Source organism: Moorena sp. SIO3H5, from assembly GCF_010692395.1.
GTDB lineage: Bacteria > Cyanobacteriota > Cyanobacteriia > Cyanobacteriales > Coleofasciculaceae > Moorena.
On the sequence record NZ_JAAHHS010000023.1, the window covers coordinates 1 to 21,801 of the forward strand.

At 43.6% G+C, this 21,801-nt stretch carries 23 protein-coding genes and 1 pseudogene; 12 read left to right on the forward strand and 12 right to left on the reverse strand.

Going from position 1 to position 21,801, the window contains the following annotated elements; translation table 11 throughout:
* Positions 1–123: 123 nt before the first annotated feature.
* From F6K52_RS03975 to ndhC, 3 genes and pseudogenes are all read right to left on the reverse strand, one after another.
* Positions 124–657, reverse strand: coding sequence for a sigma factor-like helix-turn-helix DNA-binding protein (locus F6K52_RS03975; protein ID WP_364415965.1), 534 nt, complete (start codon positions 655–657; stop codon positions 124–126).
* Positions 658–660: 3 nt separating this feature from the next.
* A pseudogene (locus tag F6K52_RS36905) lies at positions 661–753 on the reverse strand (hypothetical protein); the annotation flags it as partial.
* Complete coding sequence (gene ndhC, locus F6K52_RS03980) at positions 710–1,069, reverse strand: NADH-quinone oxidoreductase subunit A (protein WP_293074356.1); 360 nt, start codon at positions 1,067–1,069, stop codon at positions 710–712. The pseudogene F6K52_RS36905 and the gene ndhC, both read right to left, overlap by 44 nt.
* 323 nt (positions 1,070–1,392) lie before the next feature.
* Here ndhC and F6K52_RS03985 point away from each other — a divergent pair, with 323 nt between their 5' ends.
* The 6 genes from F6K52_RS03985 (at position 1,393) to F6K52_RS04010 (ending at position 3,928) form a co-directional block, all read left to right on the forward strand.
* Positions 1,393–1,740: a rubredoxin gene (locus F6K52_RS03985; RefSeq protein WP_293074361.1), complete on the forward strand. Its 348-nt coding sequence runs from the start codon at positions 1,393–1,395 to the stop codon at positions 1,738–1,740.
* 137 nt (positions 1,741–1,877) lie between these two features.
* On the forward strand, positions 1,878–2,882 hold the full coding sequence (locus F6K52_RS03990) for a photosynthesis system II assembly factor Ycf48 (protein WP_293074456.1): 1,005 nt from the start codon (positions 1,878–1,880) through the stop codon (positions 2,880–2,882).
* Between the two features lie 133 nt (positions 2,883–3,015).
* Entirely contained in the window at positions 3,016–3,261 is a 246-nt protein-coding gene (gene psbE / locus F6K52_RS03995; protein ID WP_070391736.1) for a cytochrome b559 subunit alpha, read from the forward strand.
* A 26-nt stretch (positions 3,262–3,287) separates the two neighbouring features.
* Positions 3,288–3,422 carry a cytochrome b559 subunit beta gene (gene psbF, locus F6K52_RS04000; RefSeq protein ID WP_075897540.1) on the forward strand — a complete coding sequence of 45 codons (135 nt, stop codon included), beginning with the start codon at positions 3,288–3,290 and terminating at the stop codon, positions 3,420–3,422.
* 11 nt (positions 3,423–3,433) lie between these two features.
* Positions 3,434–3,553 carry a photosystem II reaction center protein L gene (locus F6K52_RS04005; protein WP_293074365.1) on the forward strand — a complete coding sequence of 40 codons (120 nt, stop codon included), beginning with the start codon at positions 3,434–3,436 and terminating at the stop codon, positions 3,551–3,553.
* A 255-nt stretch (positions 3,554–3,808) separates the two neighbouring features.
* Entirely contained in the window at positions 3,809–3,928 is a 120-nt protein-coding gene (locus F6K52_RS04010) for a photosystem II reaction center protein J (RefSeq protein ID WP_071986820.1), read from the forward strand.
* Between the two features lie 217 nt (positions 3,929–4,145).
* Here the strand turns inward: F6K52_RS04010 and F6K52_RS04015 are convergent, their stop codons facing one another.
* Both F6K52_RS04015 and F6K52_RS04020 read right to left on the reverse strand, forming a co-directional pair.
* Positions 4,146–4,991 (reverse strand): CPBP family intramembrane glutamic endopeptidase, encoded by an 846-nt coding sequence (locus F6K52_RS04015; RefSeq protein ID WP_293074368.1) that lies wholly within the window; start codon positions 4,989–4,991, stop codon positions 4,146–4,148.
* 961 nt (positions 4,992–5,952) lie between these two features.
* A complete protein-coding gene (locus F6K52_RS04020) occupies positions 5,953–6,336 on the reverse strand; it encodes an AbrB family transcriptional regulator (protein ID WP_075897544.1) in 384 nt (127 codons plus the stop codon).
* 411 nt (positions 6,337–6,747) lie between these two features.
* On the opposite strand from F6K52_RS04020, the gene F6K52_RS04025 reads away from it, so the two are divergent.
* Both F6K52_RS04025 and F6K52_RS04030 read left to right on the forward strand, forming a co-directional pair.
* A complete protein-coding gene (locus F6K52_RS04025) occupies positions 6,748–7,749 on the forward strand; it encodes a succinate dehydrogenase/fumarate reductase iron-sulfur subunit (protein ID WP_293074371.1) in 1,002 nt (333 codons plus the stop codon).
* On the forward strand, positions 7,746–7,934 hold the full coding sequence (locus F6K52_RS04030; RefSeq protein WP_293074374.1) for a chlorophyll a/b-binding protein: 189 nt from the start codon (positions 7,746–7,748) through the stop codon (positions 7,932–7,934). Before F6K52_RS04025 ends, F6K52_RS04030 begins: the two co-directional genes overlap by 4 nt.
* 321 nt (positions 7,935–8,255) lie before the next feature.
* Here F6K52_RS04030 and F6K52_RS04035 read toward each other — a convergent pair whose 3' ends face one another.
* From F6K52_RS04035 to F6K52_RS04045, 3 genes are all read right to left on the reverse strand, one after another.
* Positions 8,256–10,058 (reverse strand): mechanosensitive ion channel domain-containing protein, encoded by a 1,803-nt coding sequence (locus F6K52_RS04035; RefSeq protein WP_293074378.1) that lies wholly within the window; start codon positions 10,056–10,058, stop codon positions 8,256–8,258.
* A gap of 23 nt (positions 10,059–10,081) precedes the next feature.
* Entirely contained in the window at positions 10,082–10,336 is a 255-nt protein-coding gene (locus F6K52_RS04040; RefSeq protein WP_293074381.1) for a hypothetical protein, read from the reverse strand.
* A gap of 1,142 nt (positions 10,337–11,478) precedes the next feature.
* A complete protein-coding gene (locus tag F6K52_RS04045) occupies positions 11,479–11,925 on the reverse strand; it encodes a tellurite resistance TerB family protein (protein WP_293074384.1) in 447 nt (148 codons plus the stop codon).
* Positions 11,926–12,120: 195 nt separating this feature from the next.
* On the opposite strand from F6K52_RS04045, the gene ligA reads away from it, so the two are divergent.
* Complete coding sequence (ligA, locus tag F6K52_RS04050) at positions 12,121–14,205, forward strand: NAD-dependent DNA ligase LigA (protein WP_293074387.1); 2,085 nt, start codon at positions 12,121–12,123, stop codon at positions 14,203–14,205.
* A gap of 171 nt (positions 14,206–14,376) precedes the next feature.
* On the opposite strand, the gene rpsU is transcribed toward ligA, so the two are convergent.
* The 3 genes from rpsU to F6K52_RS04065 all read right to left on the reverse strand — a co-directional run bounded on the left by rpsU (position 14,377) and on the right by F6K52_RS04065 (position 16,169).
* Entirely contained in the window at positions 14,377–14,556 is a 180-nt protein-coding gene (rpsU, locus tag F6K52_RS04055) for a 30S ribosomal protein S21 (protein WP_008186741.1), read from the reverse strand.
* Between the two features lie 324 nt (positions 14,557–14,880).
* Positions 14,881–15,891, reverse strand: a complete 1,011-nt coding sequence (dusB, locus tag F6K52_RS04060; RefSeq protein ID WP_293074390.1) for a tRNA dihydrouridine synthase DusB — start codon at positions 15,889–15,891, stop codon at positions 14,881–14,883.
* 140 nt (positions 15,892–16,031) lie between these two features.
* Positions 16,032–16,169 (reverse strand): hypothetical protein, encoded by a 138-nt coding sequence (locus F6K52_RS04065; RefSeq protein WP_293074393.1) that lies wholly within the window; start codon positions 16,167–16,169, stop codon positions 16,032–16,034.
* Positions 16,170–16,598: 429 nt separating this feature from the next.
* Here F6K52_RS04065 and dnaK point away from each other — a divergent pair, with 429 nt between their 5' ends.
* The 3 genes from dnaK (at position 16,599) to F6K52_RS04080 (ending at position 20,558) form a co-directional block, all read left to right on the forward strand.
* Complete coding sequence (gene dnaK / locus F6K52_RS04070; protein ID WP_293074396.1) at positions 16,599–18,512, forward strand: molecular chaperone DnaK; 1,914 nt, start codon at positions 16,599–16,601, stop codon at positions 18,510–18,512.
* A gap of 539 nt (positions 18,513–19,051) precedes the next feature.
* Positions 19,052–19,225, forward strand: coding sequence for a hypothetical protein (locus F6K52_RS04075; protein ID WP_293074399.1), 174 nt, complete (start codon positions 19,052–19,054; stop codon positions 19,223–19,225).
* 10 nt (positions 19,226–19,235) lie between these two features.
* Entirely contained in the window at positions 19,236–20,558 is a 1,323-nt protein-coding gene (locus F6K52_RS04080) for an ATP-binding protein (protein ID WP_293074402.1), read from the forward strand.
* Here F6K52_RS04080 and F6K52_RS04085 read toward each other — a convergent pair.
* Positions 20,555–21,748 carry an HhoA/HhoB/HtrA family serine endopeptidase gene (locus tag F6K52_RS04085; protein ID WP_293074405.1) on the reverse strand — a complete coding sequence of 398 codons (1,194 nt, stop codon included), beginning with the start codon at positions 21,746–21,748 and terminating at the stop codon, positions 20,555–20,557. The genes F6K52_RS04080 and F6K52_RS04085 overlap by 4 nt on opposite strands.
* Between the last annotated feature and the right edge of the window lie 53 nt (positions 21,749–21,801).

The following is a 21,801-nucleotide window of genomic DNA, read 5'->3' on the forward strand; positions in this document are numbered from 1 at the left end:
TGCTACGGATAAAGCCATTGCTGCAATGACCAAAGGAGCGATCGCAGATTTAAAATCTTAATATAAACTCTTTATTATTTGTATTGATTACAGATGTCTAATCAGCATCATAGTTAATGCTGACTAAGAACCACTGGCAACAGCTTGGGGCTGTAACATACACATTAAATCTTGAACTCCCTTTTGCAAATACCTGGTAACAGTCATGGGACTAGTACCAATGGTTTTGGCCGCATCCTTACGGGATAGCTCCTTGAGAAATACCATTTCCACCGCCATGCGGGGCTTTTCTTCCAACAAACTAATGGCACCTTGCAGTTGTTGTCGTTCTTCTTCTTGTTGCTGTTGAGCCGCAGTCCGGGGACAAGTTAAAGCCTCACCCAAGGTAATTTGGCAGTCAACATAGTGAACCACAGTGGCATCTAAACTTAATGGCATCCGGTTTTGTACAGCTAACTTAGTCTCTTGCCATTCTTGCAGAGATACATTCAGTTCTTCAGCAATTTCCATATCCTTAGGCGGACGACCAAATGATTCAGCTAATTGCTTACGAACTTTTTGTCCTTCATTGTAAAGTTCTTGCCAGCGACGGGGTATCTTAAGTAAAGTACTGCGATCGCGTAAAAAGTGCAACATCTCACCCCGGATATAGGGCACAGCGAAAGAACTAAAAGCGTATCCTTGACTGGGATCAAAACGCTCAATAGCTCTAATTAATANTGGCTCCTTTGCGCCAAGCGTAAACCAGAGCAATCACAAGAATTGCAATAAAAATTAGGGCTTCCACAAATGCCAGTAATCCCAGCCGATTGAAGGCGACAGCCCAGGGATACAGGAATACAGTTTCAACATCGAAAATCACGAACACCAGGGCGAACATATAGTAACGAATGTTGAACTGAATCCAAGCACCCCCCACTGGTTCCATACCAGATTCATAGGTGGTGCGCCGCTCTGGCTCCCGATGGCTAGGTCGCAAAAGCTTGGAAGCCGACAGGGCTAGTAGGGGCACTAAGCTGCAAGCTAGTATGAAGCCTAAGAGATACTCGTAACCGCTAAGAACAAACACAATTGGTCAGTGCCAGGTAAAAACTGGCGTTAGTACTTCTTTACAAACTTTATTATAGGTGCTCTGCCCCTTTGAACGGTCGTCAGGGGTCAGTGCTTGCTTCTCAAAAGCCAATGACTACCATAGAATTGAAGGTTGCTCGTAGTTGATTGTACTCCCTCTCCCTAGAAGACCCGACTCTTTCAAGGGTTGATCAAAAATCGGGTCAGGCATCTCGGAGAAACTCCTGAGCTTAAATCGAAAGTTAAGAAAATCTGACACTTAGTGTGTGATAATATTTTTTAACATAGTTATTAAGATTTGCTGCTTAAGCTTACAGAGGAATGACTGAACGAGCCCCAGAGCAAACCCTAGCTGAACAGGCACCCAGCAGCTATGAATGCCGTGCTTGTGGCTATGTTTACGATCCGACCAAGGGAGATAGTAATCGCAAGGTTCCAGCTGGGACATTATATGAGGATTTGCCAGATGACTGGCGCTGTCCAGTGTGCGGCGCTCCGAAAATTCAGTTTATTAATATTGGTGCTGTTAATGCTCCGTCTGGATTTCAGGAGAATCTTACCTATGGCTTCGGTGTTAACCGCATGACACCAGCACAAAAAAACCTTTTAATTTTTGCCGCTTTAGGATTAGGATTTTTGTTTTTTCTGAGCCTTTACGGTTTGAACTGAAATCAGGGCAGTTGGCTTGTATGCGTGAACGTGAGCAACTGCTGGCATCACCAAAGCTTAGATCTAGAAGCCATCGCCCTTGGTGGGGTATGAAAACCTACGGAGAACGCTGCCATACTCAAGAAGTTCTGGAAATAATGAGATATTTGATGAAAACGCTGAAACAAATTTTAATATTACTGGCGGTGGCATTAATTTGTGTCAGCTGCAAATTTCCTTCATCCATAAGCTATAATCCTTGGGCGGTTATTTCCTTACCTACAGAAGCGACCATGCAAGACCTTGGCTTTACCGGGGATCTTAGTCATGGATGGATTGTGGGTAGCTATGCCACAATTTTTGAGACTAAGGATGGTGGAAATACATGGGAACAGAAAGGCTTGGATCTCGGAGATGAAAATTATCGCTTCTCCTCTGTAAGCTTTGCTGGTGATGAGGGGTGGATTGTTGGTCAACCCTCGATCATGCTTCATACTACTGATGGGGGTGAATCTTGGTCTCGCATTCTATTAAGTGAAAAGTTACCAGGTTCACCCAACAGAATCCTGGCTCTCGGACCCACGAGCGCAGAGATGACCACTGATGTTGGCGCAATTTATCAGACTAAGGATGCAGGTAAAACCTGGAAGGCACAGGTAGCACAAGCGGTCGGAGTCACCCGTAATATTTCCCGCTCTGAAGATGGTAGTTACGTAGCTGTCTCTGCTAGAGGGAACTTTTACTCCACTTGGGATCCAGGTCAGAATGCTTGGTTACAGCATAATCGTTACAGTTCCAAGCGTCTCCAGAATATGGGGTTTACCCCCGATGGTCGTCTGTGGATTTTGGCCCGGGGTGGTCAGGTACAATTTAGCACTGCCGAAAACCAAGAAGAGTGGGAAGAACCAATTTATCCAGATTTTTCCAACAGCTTGGGATTACTTGACTTAGCTTATCGTACACCCAATGAAATTTGGGTAGCAGGTGGCAGTGGTAATTTGCTTTGTAGCTTTGATGGTGGAAAAACTTGGCAAAAAGACCGGGATCTTAGGGATGTTCCCTCGAATTTTTACAAAATAGTCTTTGTAACACCAGAACAGGGGTTTGTCATTGGTCAGAAAGGAGTTTTACTCAAGTATGAGCTGCCTAGCCAGGAAGCTTAGGGCTTGGAAATCCCTATGATCGATGCCAGTCAGTTTCGTTTTATATTTCTACATCGAAGATGTAGAAAAAAACGGCACTTAGAACTATTATAGTTATGGAATTTTAAACGGTTGTTGGTAGGAGGAATCTACGATGGCAGGTACAACTGGAGAACGTCCGTTTGGTGACATTATTACCAGCGTTCGTTACTGGGTGATTCACAGTGTTACTATCCCAGCCCTATTTATCGCTGGTTGGCTTTTTGTGAGCACTGGTCTGGCTTACGATGCGTTTGGCACACCCCGTCCTAATGAATACTTTACTCAAGAGCGGATGGAACTACCAATCGTTTCCGACCGCTACAATGCTAAACAGCAAGTTGAAGAATTTGCTCCATAAGGTTTTTTAGATAAAGGCAGACAATCATGACTAGCAGTAATCCCAATCAACCAGTTTCTTATCCGATTTTCACGGTTAGATGGTTAGCGGTTCATACCCTAGCCGTTCCTTCAGTATTTTTCTTAGGCGCGATCGCAGCCATGCAATTTATTCAACGATAGGAGAAGCAATTATGGATCGGAATTCCAATCCCAATAGACAGCCGGTTGAACTCAATCGGACGTCTCTTTACTTAGGTCTATTACTGATTTTTGTGCTTGGTATTCTGTTTTCTAGTTATTTCTTCAATTAACTGATTTAACAGATTCGTCTAAATCTCCATCTTAGAGAAGGCTAGGATGTAGACGGGAAAAGACTCTTAGTTAATTCCCTGGTAATTTCCGGTTAATCGGGAATTTACTAATTTGCTCCTGAAACGGAGTTGGACAAAACCCTTACCACTAGGGAGGCTTTTCAACAAAATCACTAGTTATTAAGACTAGTTATTAAGCCTTCTATCGTTAACTGCATCTAAAAAAAACTTGATTTAAAATTGGAGGTATAAGCTGTGTCTGGAGGGGGAAGAATTCCTTTATGGATAGTTGCCACTATCGCTGGTACTGGTGTCCTCGTAGTGGTTGGTCTTTTCTTCTATGGTGCCTATGTGGGAGTTGGTTCTTCGATGTAAAGTAGACCAATTTCTTTGGTTAACACCCCGGCGAGGTTACCTCGCCCACTGGAAGGTTCACCAATAGAAAGACGCTAAATTAAAAACGAAGTAAATCCACAGGTGCGCTCTTACCATTAAGAATTTAATTATTAATGGCAAGAGCGCACCTAAGCATAATCGCTGGTTTAACTTGAGCTGGCGGTATTTTTTTTTGGTAATTAGCTTTTAAGACTAGCTAATTCGACAACATCAGTAATAATAAAGCCCCAACTCCCAATAAACAAAGAAGACCAACTATCCCAGCTAACGGTTTTCCTCCCAAACCCGTTATCCAAATTGGTCCACTGCCTGTGTAAGCAATTAATTCAGCTGAGTCCAAGCAAGTTAAACCCCAAATCCAACCAGCATGTAGTCCCCATGCTAAACCCAGACTGCCTCCATCCACCCAACGGGCTAGGACTAATACCATTCCCATTAGCCATAATCCTGGTAACTGAGGGATAGTATCTTTTTGTTCCCAAACTAGGTGTAACAGGGCAAAAATCCCACTAGAGATGGCTGCTCCTACCCCGATAGAATACTCCTGCTTTAGTTGATTCACTAAGAAGCCACGAAAGACTAACTCTTCTGTAACCCCAATCCACAGACCTAATAACATCACTGGGAGTAATATCGGTACCAAACGCTGCCAATTTTCAGAATTCCAGCGCACCCAGCCTAGTAATAATTGCCCAGTAAATACTATGATTAAGCTGAAAATACCTACTCCTAGTCCCAATCCTAAAGACCCTAAAACGCTTAATTTCCACTCCAATCCGTAATCGGAGAAAGGCACCCCCTCTAGTTGAGAAGCTCCCCATAAAATTAGGGGAGCAATTAGGTAAAGTGCTGCGAGTAGTGGTAACTTTTGGCCTGGTGCTAAAGGCTGATTTGGACGCCACTTTAAAAGTATAGCTATAGGGAGAGCTAAGGGCAGCCAGAAAACTACCCAAGCTAGGAAAAAAGTTCCTAGCTTCAAAATAGTAGTTGAAGTGATTAATGACACAAACGACCCATTAGTTGCCTGATCAAGAATAGCCATTGGCGAGATTTGCAAATTGCTATCAAATTACTATCAAATTACTATAAGGTCTCAACTACACTACCATAAGCGGCTGCTTTTTTCCCATAGCAAGTTACCTAACGAGATAGTAAATCGGGCTGGTTAATAATAGCCTGGTTTACCGACTCCTCAGGTAGTAGAAAGAAGATTTTTGTTTCTACCGGTGCGACAATCACGCGAATTTAATTCTTAATGGTAAGAGCGCACCTATAATGGTTTTCACAAAGCAAATTAGGGGCCAAATCTGCCCCAGGGTTTGGATTTAAGCTCTAGGTTCTGGTGTGCCGGAAACGAAACCTTAGTAGAGTGGAGCCTTAGTTAATAAGTTTTGACCCTTTTTCTCATAGCCAGTCCCCTGTAAAGGCTCCACTCTACTTACGGTAACTTCAAACCCCACGGTACCTTTTTTAGAATGGCAGACAATCAACTTTAATACAATATCTACCTTATTCGTTTCATAGACTCCCAGATCGTTAGACGAAACCGAGGTGCACGTATCATTCTTTTAACAGGTTTTTACGTTGTCTACTTATATTCAGGCAAGTTGGTTGTCTGACTTCCTATTATATAGGACAGCGCTAGTTTAGGGATTACCAACAACAGAATAAAAAAATATCCGTTGACGAATTTATTCGTCAAGCAAGCTTATATCCCCCGGATCAATCACGGGGGCTTTACCCATCACGTCGCCAATAAATTGTTCAAAGCTCACGTCCCCAAAGAATCTTCATGGGGAGGCGTCGCTCGCCCCACACTGTCGTTTTTCATCCCCGCTCCCTTAGAGACGGGGGTTTCAAACTCGCAGGATTTTCTGTAAGAAGGATTACTTCAAAGCAGTGCGACCCCACGCTTTTTTTTAAGCGAAGCGTGAATGCGCACCAATAGAGCGAAGCGTGAACACACACCAAGTTGCTGCTTTCTTTGCTTTGTGAGTAGATACCTATTCAGCTTCAGAATCGCCATCCACCTGCTTAAGATGGATATGCTTGTAGCCTAGTTTAATTTCAAACTCATCACCAGGCTCTAATCCCATGGACTGAGTGTAGGTTGAACCAATAACAATTTGACCATTCTTATGGACACTCACACGATAAGTCGGTTCACGCCCCCGACCATCTTTTGTGCCTTCTGGATCCAGGGGAACACCCTTGGCTCCTAAAACCGCATCATAAAAATCTGTTAAATTGACGCGGGTCTGGTCTGTTTTAGTTATAGTGTAATAGCCGCAACGCTTGGCTGTCTCTCGGCGAGGCAAGTGTGATAGCTCTTTTACTTTTTGAAGTAATGCTTTACCAGTTAGGGGAGTAGTTGAAATCTCTGGCATAATCTCACGAGATATCCTTTAAACTTCAGAGTGGTCAAGATCATTAATAGCCAAACTTTGGCTCTATTAAAAATATATCGTTAAATCTATCTCAGTTGACAAGATATTTTGGATCATTTGTTTAAATCTTTACGTATTTCAATACTAACAGATCAGACAATCCCTGCCTAACCCTATAGGGGCAGTAATATGATAACTATGAAAATAATCCAGGAAACATACCAATAGGATTGCACTCTTACACCAGAAGTCAACTAGCGAAGGGTCTTGCTTCCCTAGGGAGTAGTGAAACAAGTATGGCCTAATTATCAAGAGTAACTAGTTACCTCAACCCTACTCGTGTTGGTCATATCATCCTTTAACCTTACCGATTATCCTTGTATATGTTGGAATACTCAAGAGCTTAGTTTTATGCAAGTTGATTTTAAAATCATTCGACAGACTCAAAACACTGCTCCACTACTCCAGACTTATAGGCTAGATGTCGAGAAAGGAAACACGATTCTGGAATGCTTGAATCGTATTAAGTGGGAACTTGATGGTACTTTAGCTTTTCGCAAAAATTGTCGCAACACGATTTGTGGTAGCTGTGGCATACGAATTAATGGTCGCTCGGCTTTGGCATGTAAGGAAAATGTGGGCAATGAATTGGGGAAGCAACAGCTCCCAGATGAGTCTAAAATTCCGGAGATTACTATAGCACCTCTGGGGAATATGCCAATAATCAAGGATTTAGTCGTTGAGATGAGCAGCTTCTGGGATAACTTAGAAGCTGTTGATCCCTACGTCAGCACTGCTGCTAGGAAGATTCCCGAACGGGAATTTTTACAGAGTCCTAAAGAGCGATCGCTTTTGGCTCAGGCTGGTAATTGTATCATGTGTGGTGCTTGTTATTCTGAGTGTAATGCCAAAGAAGTTAATCAAGATTTTGTTGGTCCTCATGCCTTGGCTAAAGCACAGCGTCTGGTGGTAGATTCCCGTGATAATACCACAGAAAATCGTTTGGAGAAATATAACGAAGCAATAAAAGGAGTCTGGGGTTGTACCCGCTGTATGATGTGTAATGCGGTTTGCCCGATGGATGTGGCTCCTATGGATCAAATTGGTAAGATTAAACAGCATATTCTTGAAGGTATTGAGACCTATGATAGCCGTCCAATCCGCCACCGCAAAGTCCTAATTGATTTAGTCAAAGAGGGAGGTTGGATTGATGAGCGTAAGTTTGGCTTGCAGGTGGTTGGTAACTCATTTCGAGATATCCAAGGTTTGGTGAGCCTAGGACCACTGGGATTACGAATGCTAGTTCGAGGTAAGTTTCCCTTGAGCTTTTCTCCATCAGCAGGAACATCACAAGTGCGATCGCTAATTGAATCGGTAAAAAATTTGGAGTCTGAAGGATCTGATCAGTCATGAGTTCTGAAACACCCAATAAGAGTGAATCATCTGAGGAGTCTTTTAACCAACCATTACCAGCTTTTGGTTGGACTCCCTATGCTGAGCAAATCAACGGCAGGTTTGCTATGCTTGCCTTAGTTTGTATCGTGTTACTGGAGTTGCTCACTGGTCAAGGTTTGTTGACTTGGCTGGGTCTACTCTAAGGAATTTCCAACTACTATATAATGATCCCGAGCTTGAGATTTATTTGCTCTTACCATCAGGATTGTTGACGGTTGATTCTTGAGGGTTGACGGTTATACTACCTCTGGTGGAATTTCCTCCTTGCTCTGACGAGGCAATTACGGCTACAAAAATTTAGAGACCTAGGATGCTAGGTCTCTTCAAGGCTCTTGGCAATGAATTAAATCAATTAATTAAGGTAATTCAACCGGAGTATTGCACCCGGATTTGGTTGTGTTAATTAGATAGATTTTGGACCGCTGCTATAGGAAAGTAGGCATTCTACAGATAAGTCTACAGATTCAAGCTGTCTTACCATTGGGGAAAGAGCTATGGGGCTTTGGATTTGCTATTTGGCCATGACTTCCTGCTCGGGGAAGGTCTTGCTTAGCCATAGCTTCACTGATGTATATTTCCTGCTGAGGCAGTGGGATCACGATCCCCTCTTGTTCAAATCTTTCTTTTATAATTCGGCTGATGTCACAATAGGCTGTCCAATAATCTTCCTTCTTAGTATAGGCCATAAACCAAATGTTAACAGCATATTCAGCCAATTCTCCAGTGTCGATCCAAGGGCCAGGGTCTTTCAATACTAAAGGATGAGTGTTGGCAATATCCTTAAGAACTTGGATCGCTTGAGTAATACTATTGCTGTAGCTGATCCTTACGGTGATGAACATAGCGCGGACGGAGCTACTGGTTTCGTTGGCAATAACATTACCCCAGATTGAGTTGTTCGGTACGATAATGATTTTATTTTCCAAAGTATTGATGGTGGTGCAAACTAAGTTGACATCCTTCACCGTACCTTTTACCCCAGCGACTTCAATCATATCCCCCACGTCGAAGGGTTTATAGAGCAAGATCATTAACCCATTAGCAAAGTTACCAAGGGTATTTTGGAACGCAAAGGCTACCACAAAACCAGCAGCTCCAATCATGGCCATCAGTGGACCAATACTGACCTCTAGGGCAGTGATACCTAAAAGAATACCCACCAAAAATAATCCTTGGCGGGTTATCCTAACTACGAACTGACGCAGCATAGCTGACATATTCGGGAACATCCACAAAGATTTCTCGAGGACTTTCCCTATAATCAGGGAGAGGATGCTAAAGCCAACGACGATTCCTAAAAATTTGCCAATGTTATTGGCCCAGCGCAGACCTCCTTCTTTAGACTGGAGCCAGCCTACGATGGTAATCCAGGTTCCTTCAGTGTCAGTGACGTCAACCTTAATCCCACTGATAGCATCGATGTATTTGTTGTACAACTCAACATCACCGCCTTTAGTTTCCAGCTCTTCGAGTACCACCTCAAAGCGATCGCTTAAAGCAGTGCGTTCCTCTCGCAGTGTAGTCATGTTGACTAGCACTTGCTTTTTAACTTCGGTTTTGGCCTCGACCGCTTCTTCTAGGTCATGCTTGGCTTTGTCAATTCCCTGTCCAGTCTTTTTCTGCTCTTGTTCATCAGTAACGATTTTGTTGCTAATTGTCCCGATCTTATCTTGAACCTTAGCAACATCCTGGTTTGAGGTTTTGGCTTTATCTTTCTCCTGTTCAGTACCTTCAACTGCTTTATCAATCGCCCCTTGCAAAGTTTGATCTTGCTTGGTCTTTTCCTCTTCTTTGACTGCTTCTTCTACTGACTCCTGAGCTTTTTCGAGAGCTTCTTGTGCTTCTTGTGCAGCTTCTAAAGCTTTAAGGCGATCCTTAGCCGAGCCGTCAGTCTCTGTTTTTTGCTTAGTATCTGTCGCTTCCTCAAGAGCCTCTTTGGCATCTTCTAGGGCATCAACAGCTTCTTTAGTTTGCTCAAGCTCTCGATTTTTGCGCTTGACAGCAATTTCAGCATCGCTAAGTTCTTTAACTTTAGTTTTAAGCAAGAACATCCACGCCTCAGCTTCACCATCCAGCTCATCCTTAGTCAAAGGCTTGAGCATTAGCTCTAGCTCCTCAATCGGAATAGTTGGATCGTCAGTAGTAACGGCTTTCTCTAAGGCTAAATTATTAGTGGTCTGTTTAGCTTGGACAGGTAACCACCATGCCCCAACCATTAAGAGACTGCCAAACAAAATGTTAATTTTCTTTTGTCGGTAACGAATCATTGGTTTTTCGTGTTAGTAAGACGTTAATGACGATGTAACCTGTATAGTTTGCTTGACTGCTGAGTGTTAACCAGCGATGCCTCAGGTGCGACCCGTGGCGAATTTAATTCCCCTACGGAAAACGCACCATTACGGTCTTGGGGGAAACCCCCACTCGCGTTTTGGATCAAGACAATGAAGATGTAACCTGTATAATTTGTTTCACTGTTGAGTCTTAACCGTTGAGTGTCAACAGTTGCTCCCCCCATTACCCCCGAAGATCGGCAGAGCTGTTTCATTTTCGATTTAGACTTAGGGGGGCAGAGTAGCAGAGCAGCGGAGCCGAATTATCCGCAAATATTCGGTTTTGACAGAATTTATCCCTTTCTAATTCTCTATATCTAACCCTGAAATGAAGAAGCCGGGGGTAGTCAACACTCACCAGTAAACAAGGTATAGATAGCGTTTTATTGGTTCAAATTGAGCCATGTCCTTATTGTTGCCCAAGATTTTCCATCAATAAACATCTTGAACAAAAATTTTGCAAAATCTTTGCTGAATACCCACTCTGCTTTTATCACATCTTTATTTCCCTGGCTGATAATTAATTATTCATGGCTGGTATCATCCATAGCTTATTTATCGGTAATGGTATATTTACCAGCCGCATTTGGTATAATTCGCTTCTGTAAAATTCGGTAAAAATATTTATTTTAATAAAAATTATAATTAGTAAGTAATTAAATAATATAGCCAAAATATTACGAAGTATGGATTACCATTAGGAATTATCATGATTATGATAGTTTTAATTAAAACTGACTTATAACACTTACTTGCTAATTGCTATTCTAATCAAAATAAAATTAGTCTTCGATTCAATCGCGTATAATCCTAATATAGTATCGGTAAATCAAGTTATAAAATCGACAATTATTTTAGTAATAAGAATATAAAAAACTAGTCTCACTTGTTATAGATGTAATTTATATTTTTTTTAAAAACTGACCTCTAATATCTTTTTACTATTCCCTAACAAAAATTGACAATAATATCCGTTAATGCATCTGTCGGCGCGTGCATGATCGATGAGATTTCTATGGCAGACGGCCCTGGAAAACCTGTTGATAGCAAGTGTACATCCCCACCGCAACCAAATAGTATTTGCACCCTAGACATCAATGGGTGTGGCAATTCAAGCATTTGCCAGTGTCCTGAGGGGAGCGAATACAATCAGTTATTTGCGTCCTGCGAAATACCCTTGTGATACTAGAACCTGAATCTGTTAGTAATTCTATCAAGTTCCAGGTGATCACAAGTTAGATAATATCACAATTAACAGTAGAGGGCTCACTGCTGAAAGTGAACCCTCTACTGAATAGATTTAGCTAGTTTTGTCAAAATTATTAATTAAGTTAGTTAATATTAATTAATAATCCTATTACCCTTGATTTTTAATTAACATTACGTCTATAATTTTAACAGCAGTATCTTCTGATATCTCTAAAGCATGATAAAGCTCGTTTAAAAACTCTTCTTCATCATCGGTAATTTCTCCATCTGCTAAGATAATATCAGTGGCGATCGCAAAGGCTGTTCCTTGTAGTTCATGGGGGAGTGATTTGAGGGCTGCACTAAGAAGAGGATCAGAACCTTGCCGCTGCAGGAGCATCAAAAGTCGTTCAAACATTCTTGCCATTACATCAGCTGAGTAGCTCCTGAACAGCTGCATTCGAGATAAGGCCGTAATAATGGCTTGTACTTCAGAATTAGTCGCGTATCCGTCAGCAGCACCAGCAATTAATGCGATCGCAGCAAAGGCTTCAGCTGGTCCGAGTGTTGTTTGGCTGTGTTGACGACTAATTGAAATTTTGTCAAACAGACCCATTGTTGTTGTCTCTTGGAAAAGTACCTTAGTTAATACCAAGATGACATTGGTGACCGCAAACGGAATTAGTGGAAATACTGAACTTGTGAGTAGACTTTGCCAAAGTTTTCTATTCCACCTCAAGCAGGGCTATAGTTAATCTGGTTAATGTGACCGATAAACTAGAGTTAATCTCCATCAAGGATAATCACCCCTGTGGCACCAGTAACCTTAGACGTCAACCAGCGAGTTCAGGAACTGCGGCGACTGTTGCAAAAAGCTAGTTATGCCTACTATGTTCTGGACAATCCCATCATGGCAGATGCCATCTACGATCAACTCTACCGGGAACTGCAAGAGCTGGAAACAGAGTATCCTGAGTTAATAACCTCTGATAGTCCAACCCAGCGGGTAGGAGAAAAACCAGCTACTGGTTTTGTTTCCGTGCCCCACAAGATCCCACTCTATAGTCTGGATAATGCCTTTAACCTTGAGGAATTTAAGCAATGGCAAGAACGATGGCAGCGTCATATTTCTCGTGATATTTCCCAAGACTCAGAAGTCAATACTGAAGACGTTTGTGAACTCAAAATTGATGGTTCAGCATTAGCACTGACCTATGAAAATGGAATTTTAGTGCGAGGAGTGACCAGAGGTGATGGGTCCACAGGGGAGGATATTACTCAGAATGTCCGTACTATTCGCTCCATTCCTTTGCGACTCAATCTAGAGGAAGTTAATCGAGACCAACATCTAGACCAACCCCCAGCTTTAGTAGAAGTCCGTGGTGAGGCATTCTTACCTCTGGATGTATTTGAGAGAATTAATCAGGAACGAGCACAAGCAGGTGAGCCATTATTTGCTAATCCTCGTAATGCCGCTGCTGGTACCTTGCGCCAATTAGAGCCCCGAATTGTTGCTAAACGAAAATTGGCTTTCTTTGCTTATACCTTACATATTCGGAATCAGGATAGTAGTGAAGAGTACACCATCCCAATGCCCAATTCCCAATGGGATGCTCTAGAGTTGCTGAAAAAGCTTGGTTTTCCAGTGAATCCCTATGCCCAACGTTGTACTTCCTTACAGGATGTTCAGGATTATTACAATCATTGGGATGCCAAACGGAAAGATTTACCCTACCTGACCGATGGGGTAGTGGTGAAAATTAATGCTTTCCGGATACAACAACAATTGGGGTTTACCCAGAAGTTTCCTCGTTGGGCGATTGCTCTGAAATATCCGGCTGAAGAAGCTCCCAGTCGTGTGGAAGCAATTACCGTTAATGTGGGACGCACCGGAGCAGTGACACCCTTGGCTATTCTACAACCAGTGCAATTGGCAGGCACAACAGTACAACGGGCTGCCCTACACAATGGTGATTATGTTGCCCAATTAGATTTGCGAGTTGGGGATACGGTGATTGTACGGAAAGCGGGGGAGATTATCCCGGAGGTGGTACGTGTCTTACCAGAGTTACGTCCTGATCATGCTAAACCCTTCGAGATGCCTACCCATTGCCCTGTTTGTAATCAACCCTTGGTGCGTCCTAAGGGTGAAGCAGTGACTCGCTGTATTAATTCATCTTGTCCTGCCATTGTTAAGGGCACTCTCACCCACTGGGCAAGTCGTAATGCTCTTGATATTAATGGTTTGGGGGAAAAGATTGTAGAACAATTGGTAGACCAAGGCTTGGTGACATCTGTTGCTGACCTTTATGATTTAACCCTAGAGCAGTTGGTGTCATTGGAGCGTATGGGCCATAAGTTAGCCCAGAAGTTGCTAAATGCGATCGCAAAATCCAAAAGTCAACCTTGGTCACGAGTCCTGTATGGGTTAGGGATTCGTCATGTCGGTAGTGTCAATGCTCAAACCCTTGCCCAGACTTTTCCTACCATTGAGAAGTTGGCTCAAGCAACTGTCACCGATATTGAGGGAATCTACGGCATTGGACCAGAAATTGCTCAGTCTGTCTGGGGTTGGTTTCAGATTTCCAGCAACCAAACCTTGATTGCTCGATTGCGAGAAGCAGGTTTACAGTTAGAAGCCTTATCTAAAACTATAACGCTAGATAAAAACCAACCCTTAACTGGAAAAACCTTTGTGATTACTGGCACTTTGCCTACCCTGAAGCGTAGTCAAGGGAAAGAATTGATTCAAAACGCTGGTGGTAAGGTTACTAGTTCCGTTAGTGCCAAAACTGATTATTTGGTGGTTGGGGAAGATGCTGGTTCGAAGTTAGAAAAGGCTAAAGCATTAGGAATTACCCAATTAACTGAATCCCAGTTGTTGGAATTGCTTTAGGTGAACGTATCCCATACCAAATCTATGTTATCGATTCCCGATTCCCGATTCCCGATTCCCGATTCCCGATTCCCTTACTGTGGTTGCTTAAACCGTTCAGGTGATAGGGAGTAAGTCAACCAAAAAACCCCGCGTCTCATGACCGGGGAGTGTTGACAGTGGATTGAAGGTTTAGCGGTAACGACGCTTGCGTCTGCGAGCGATCGCTTTGCGCTTTTTCTTTTCAATGGGAGTCTCAAAATGACGTAGACGCTTCATATCAGCAAAAATTCCAGCTTTAGATACTTGTCGCTTAAATCTACGCAGGGCTGACTCAATGCCTTCATTTTCACCGACAACCACTTGGGTCATACTAAATTAATCCTCCTAAATTTGAACAAAAAATTCTAACTATACTATCATACAATTATACTATCTAGCAAGATTGCTGATAACAAGACGTCATAAGATATTACCAAGCAGGGTCAATACCCGAAAGAATCTGCCTGGGTGATTATACCCTCAAATACTGGAAAAAAAGACTATTTCATTAACAATTGCGGTTGATCTCGATGAAGGTAAGGATTCAGCTATCAGCTATCAGCTATCAGCTATCAGCTATCAGCTATCAGCTATCAGCTATCAGCTATCAGCTGACGGCTGACTGCTGACGGCTGACGGCTGACTGCTGAACGCTTAGTGATGGAGTTTAGCGATCGCATTTTCAATCAACTCAACTCCTTGGTCAACCGTCTCTATTGTACTGAGTTTCTTACGCAATTCCCCTGCTCCAGGAAACCCTTTAGCGTACCAACTCATGTGTTTCCGGGATTGATAAATACCCCGCTCCCCCTTATAGTGCCATAGACCTTGTAAATGCTCCTTAGCACATTCAAGCAGTTGTACTGGTGTGGTTGGGGGTAACAGTTGTCCGGTTTTCAGGAAATAGTCTATTTCTCCGACTAGAAAGGGATAGCCCAGGGTTCCCCGAGAACACATTACCCCATCAGCACCGGTTTCTTCCAAGCAGCGCACTGCTGCATCGACGGACAAAATATCCCCATTAGCAATCACTGGGATAGACAGCACATCTTTTACCCGCTTAATCCATTCCCAGCGAGCGGAGCCATTATACCCTTGGTCACGAGTACGGCCATGGAGGGTCAACATCTGAGCCCCTGCATCTTCCATACGTTGGGCAAATTCTACGGCATTGATCTCCTGATCAGTCCAGCCAATACGGGTTTTGACCGTTACAGGTACCTCAACTGCCTTGACTACTGATCGTACAATTGCTTCTGCCGTTTCTGGATCTCGCAGTAAAGCAGACCCGCCACCATTTTTAGTAATTTTATTAACAGGGCAACCCATATTAATATCCACAGTATCTGCCCCTTCTGCCACTGCCCTTTGTGCCGCTTGAGCCAGAAATTCCGGGCGACAGTCAAATAATTGGATACTGATCGGTTTTTCTAATGGGTCTACCTCCATAACCTTGGGCAATTCTCGGAGATACTTTAACTGGCTAGCATGAACCATTTCGGTATACATCATGGACTCAGTGGCGTAGCGACGCACTAGGCGACGAAACACCAAGTCGGTTACTCCAGACAGGGGTGACTGTAAAACCCTGCTGTTGACCTCAACTGAGCCAATTTTAAGGGGTGATGCTAAGCGTTGCTGTAATTGTGGAGATAGAACTGGCATTGGTAATGGTGTTGTTTCCGTCGTGATCACCCTTAGTAATCAGCAATTGATTCTTTATGATTCTTTATGATTCTTTATGATTCTTTAAATATATAATAGCGCTGATTATACTTAGCTGATCATACTGCTGATCATACTTATCAGGTAAAGTCAAGTTTCTTTTCCCTATTCCCGACTCCCGTTTCAGTTTCCTCAACTACTCTCAAGACGGCAAACACAACTGATTTGTTACGGTTCACACCAATCCCAACAGCTGTTAATTTTCGTAAATTAGACACAGGCAAGGCAACAAAAAGGGGTCAGGAAAAAAACATACATGGGTTTTGACCATAGCAGTCCTAATTCAAACGTCACGGAAATCAGAACTCTGGGTGGATTCTTCCCCAACTTCGGTGATCTTCCCTATATTCCGACTCTCACACCTAATCGAGAATGGCGCTGATTACCCCTAACTGTTTTCTTTCCTGCTGCCCCCTGACCGAAAAAATCAGTAGATAATCGGTTATTCAATTGAGAACCGTCCCATCTTAGGTTCGGGAAACCACCCTTCATTAGACTGGCAAATAAAGTTCAGTATAAATAATGGTAATCCAACCGATGGTATAAAAACTGGCAACGGTTATTCCTTGAACCAAAAGGCACGGATCATTCTCTAATCCTCTCCTACCCTACCAGTATTTGTAGTTATAGGCACCCGGAACACTCTTATGGCAAAAGTTGTTGGAATTGACTTAGGTACAACAAACTCCTGTGTAGCAGTAATGGAAGGTGGTAAACCCACGGTTATTGCTAATGCAGAAGGTTTTCGGACAACCCCTTCAGTCGTAGCTTATGCCAAAAATGGCGATCGCTTAGTGGGTCAAATCGCTAAGCGTCAGGCGGTGATGAACCCCGAAAACACTTTCTATTCAGTCAAACGCTTCATTGGACGTAGATACAGTGAAGTCACCAACGAGGCTACCGAAGTATCTTACAAAACTCTCAAGGTTGGTGATAATGTCAAGCTAGATAGCCCAGCTCAAGGAAAGCAATTTGCGCCAGAAGAGATATCAGCTCAGGTGCTACGCAAGCTGGTTGATGATGCTAGCAAGTATCTTGGGGAAACCGTTACCCAAGCGGTAATTACTGTGCCAGCTTACTTCAATGACTCCCAGCGTCAAGCTACTAAGGCAGCGGGTAAGATTGCTGGTGTTGAAGTGCTGCGGATTATCAACGAACCGACTGCAGCGTCTCTGGCTTATGGTTTAGACAAGAAGAGCAACGAAACTATCCTAGTGTTTGACTTGGGTGGTGGTACCTTTGACGTCTCTATTCTAGAAGTAGGTGACGGGGTGTTTGAAGTGTTAGCTACCTCCGGTGACACTCACCTCGGTGGTGATGACTTCGATAAGAAAATTGTTGATCACCTAGCCAAAGAGTTCCAAAGCTCAGAAGGGATTGACCTACGCAAGGACAAGCAAGCTCTACAACGTCTGACTGAAGCCGCCGAGAAAGCCAAGATTGAGTTGTCTAGCGTTATGCAAGCTGACATTAACTTGCCTTTCATCACGGCTACCCAAGAAGGACCTAAGCACCTGGATATGACCTTGACTAGGGGTCAGTTTGAAGATATTTGCTCTGACTTAATCGACCGTTGTCGCATTCCGGTAGAGAATGCCATCAAGGATGCCAAACTCGACAAGAGTGCCATTGATGAGGTGGTTTTGGTTGGTGGTTCTACTCGGATCCCTGCAGTGCAACAGGTGGTCAAGAAGGTACTTGGCAAGGATCCTAACCAAACTGTTAACCCCGATGAAGTGGTAGCGGTAGGTGCTGCTATCCAAGGTGGTGTATTAGCTGGTGAAGTCAAGGATATCCTATTGTTGGATGTCACTCCCTTGTCCTTGGGTGTGGAAACTCTCGGTGGCGTGATGACGAAACTGATTCCCCGCAACACCACTGTCCCCACCAAGAAGTCAGAAACCTTCTCTACTGCTGTGGATGGTCAGACCAACGTAGAAATCCATGTTCTTCAGGGTGAGCGGGAAATGTCCTCTGACAACAAGAGCTTGGGAACCTTCAGATTGGATGGTATTCCCCCTGCACCCCGTGGCGTACCTCAGATTGAGGTAACTTTTGACATTGATGCCAACGGTATCCTGAATGTTACCGCTAAGGACAAGGGCACTGGTAAGGAACAGTCCATCAACATTACTGGTGCATCCACCCTATCTGATCAGGAAATAGACCGGATGGTGAAGGATGCTGAAGCTAATGCAGAGGCTGACCAAGATCGTCGTGAGAAGATTGACCGTAAGAACCAAGCTGATTCTCTTACCTACCAGGCCGAGAAACAGATTAAAGAACTCGATGATAAATTGCCAGCAGCTGATAAGGAGAAGATCGAAGGGTTGATCAAAGACCTGCGAGAGGCAATTGGGCAAGAGGATGATGAGAAAATCAAGACTCTGACCACTGAGTTACAACAAGCTCTCTACAGTGTTAGTGCTAACCTCTATCAGCAAGCTGAGGGGGCTGCTGAGGCCACCGATGCTGGCGCACCAGGTCCTGATGCTGCTCCTTCTGGTAGCTCTGGTAGTGGTGATGATGTCATTGACGCTGAATTTTCTGAAACCAAGTAGGGATTTGGCTAAGCATTCAGCGGTCAGCGGTCAGCGGTCAGCCGTTAGTCTTTAGCTGTTCCCGTAGCGTGGGCGTAGCCCATGAGCTAAAAGCTGATAGCTAAAAGCTGTTCGCGTAGCGTGCGCGTAGCGCATAAGCTGATAGCTGATAGCTGATAGCTGGTAGCTGAATACGTACATGGCTAATAGCTAAGGCAGATAATCCTAAAGCTTAGTCTATCTTTTTCTAAAGTCTAATTAAGGTTGATGAGAATTTGATTACTCATCAACCTTTTGCTTATTGGATTTTAGGGAGTAGGGAATCGGGAGTAGGGAATCGGGAATAGGGAATCGGGAATCGGGAATAGGGAATAGGGAATAGGGAATAGGAAAAAAATTATCACAATTACGACACGGATTGCTATACTCTAAATTAGTAGCTAAAGTCTAGGCAAAAGGCAAAGGGCAAGAGGCAATAGTCGTCAGTTATTAGAGTGGATGAATAATAGAGGATATCAATACTTTTAGCAAAAAAAGTAAATTTTTTAATTAGTTTATCGGTGACATTTTTTAAACATCAAAACATCAAACTAAAACAAAATTTTACCTCTTGCCTCTTGCCTCTCCTAAATTCCCTGTTCCCTGTTCCCTCTAAACCAAAATACTATATTCCCGATTACCTACTCCCGATTCCCAATTCCCGATTCCCGATTCCCGATTCCCTAATCAACTGAAAACGCTATTGTGGATAAACAAACCATTGATTCAATTCAAAACCTCCGCTACCAAGCTGCATCGTTGCTAGTTTATCAGTCAGTCTTGAGTGAAGAGGTAGGTTTAGCTTTTTTGAAACTATTAGAAGCTATACTTAACAGGGATGTGGATAACATCAGTTGTTTAAAGGCTTATGGTGACTGGTTTCAAGGGTTAGCTAGCCAAAACCAAAGTTGGCACGATTATCTGTTTAGGCAAATCCTTAGGGCTGATAATTCTTTTACCAGGCAAGTGCAAGGTTCTGAATTAGAAACATTACCGCCAGCATTAGTAGACGCGGCTCGTCATGACTTACAAGCTTTACAAAATATCTATAAGTGCAGCAGTAAACAACTTTGTAAGTGGGTCAAAAGAGCATCTGTTTTACCGGTTGAACTGGTGCCTTGGAATTGTGAGTCAAGTCAATCAAGGTCTGGGTCTGACCAGATTGATAAACGTACTCAATGGCACGCTGATCTACAAGCTAAACTAAACAATTTAGACAATTGGGCTGATGGCTTGGAAGCGATCGCGGCATACTATCAAGAGTTTGGGACTGGACTTTTTGCTGACTATCAAGGATTTCGTTGGCAATCGGGTCAGTTGTTTGGTATTGCCAATCCCGATCCGATTAGACTCAGTGAGCTGGTGGGCTATGAATTGGCGCGGACGCAATTGCTCAAGAATACAGAGTTTCTGCTGAAAGGCTACCGAGCCCTGAATATATTACTTTACGGTAGTCGCGGTTCAGGTAAGTCTTCTTTGGTCAAGGCGTTGTTAAATGAATACGGTGAGCAGGGATTGCGAATTATTGAAGTCCCGAAATCAGAGATGATCGATTTACCGGTGATTACGGAGCAATTGCGAGACCAGCCTCAAAAATTTATTATCTTTATCGATGATTTATCCTTTGAAGAGGATAATGATTCCTACAAAGCTTTAAAGGTAATCTTGGAAGGGAATTTAACAGCACGACCTGACAATGTTGTGGTTTACGCCACCTCTAATCGACGACACTTGATTCGAGAATTCTTTGATGACCGTCCCCGTCCTAGCAATGAAGAGATCCATGGTTGGGATACGGTTCACGAGAAACTTTCGTTTAGCGATCGCTTTGGCTTAACCCTAACCTTTGAGAAAGCTGACCAGAAAACCTACTTGAATATTGTCCAACATCTAGCTACCCTAGCCCAAATCCCCCTTGAGCCTAGTGAAATCAGACCTCGTGCCTTACAGTGGGCGATCCGAGCCAATGGTTTCTCTGGTAGAACAGCACGACAGTTTATTGATTTTTTACAAGCAGAGGAATGCTAATTATCCATGGGAAACGCCCCTGGTCGCACGCTGATTAATTTGGTCTTACCGTTACGAAGCACTTCCACCTCTAACTGGGCACCCACCTCTGAGGCTTCCACACCCTGCTGAACCTCAGTGGCATTTTTAACTGGTTTCGAACCAACGGTTTTAATGATATCTCCTGTTTTGAAACCAGCTCTCTGGGCGGGGGAGCCTGGCACCACCCGGACGATTAAAACCCCATCATCTTGGTTGACTTTCAGGTCAAAGTCTTGGTCTTGATTAATTTTTTCTCTCAACTCTGGGGTCAAGGTCACCATCTGAATGCCTAGGTAAGGATGCTCAACTTTACCTTTAGAAAATAGTTGATTAGCTATCCGTTCCGCAGTTTCCACGGGGATAGCAAACCCTAAGCCTTGGGCATTGGCTCGAATAGCGGTGTTAATCCCAACGACTTCACCAGTGGCATTCAACAACGGACCACCGGAATTACCAGGGTTAATGGCGGCATCCGTTTGGATAAAGCTGACCCGTTTTTCAGGAACCCCGACTTGGGAACTGGAGCGCCCTAAGGCACTTATGATACCGACCGTTACAGTATTATCTAAACCGAGGGGATTACCAATAGCGATCGCCCATTCTCCTGGGGTCAAATTCTCTGCTTTACCCAAGTTGACTGTGGGCAAGTCCGTTGCTTCAATTTTGACTACGGCTACATCGGTAACTGGGTCACTGCCCACGACTTGACCCTCAAAGCTGCGACCGTCTTTTAGAGTGACTTTAACTTCCTCTGTGCCTTCTACAACGTGGGCATTGGTAATCAAGCGTCCATCGGAGCTGAGGATAAATCCTGAGCCCGTGCCTTGCTCGATGCGCTGTTTTGGCATAGGCAGGTCATCCCCAAAAAAGCGCCTAAAGAAGGGATTGTGGAACGGTTGTGGGATATCCCGTGATACCTGACGGGCTGCATCGATTCTCACCACTGCCGGACCTACTTTTTCTACCGCTTTAGCTATGAAATTGAGGTTTCTCTGGGGTGTAACACTTGATCGTTGTGGCGTGAATGGTTGTAATACTGCTGGAACGATTTGTGGGCGTCTGATTACCTCTTGCTCTGCCATGAGATAGCGACTACCCAAAACCCCTGCACCTCCGCCCAAGCCCAGCAATGTCAGATAAACGGTCAGCTGCTTTAGGGATAAACTCATGGTTTTAGTAATTTCACTAATTGCTTTTGGGGTCCATATACTTACACTTTACT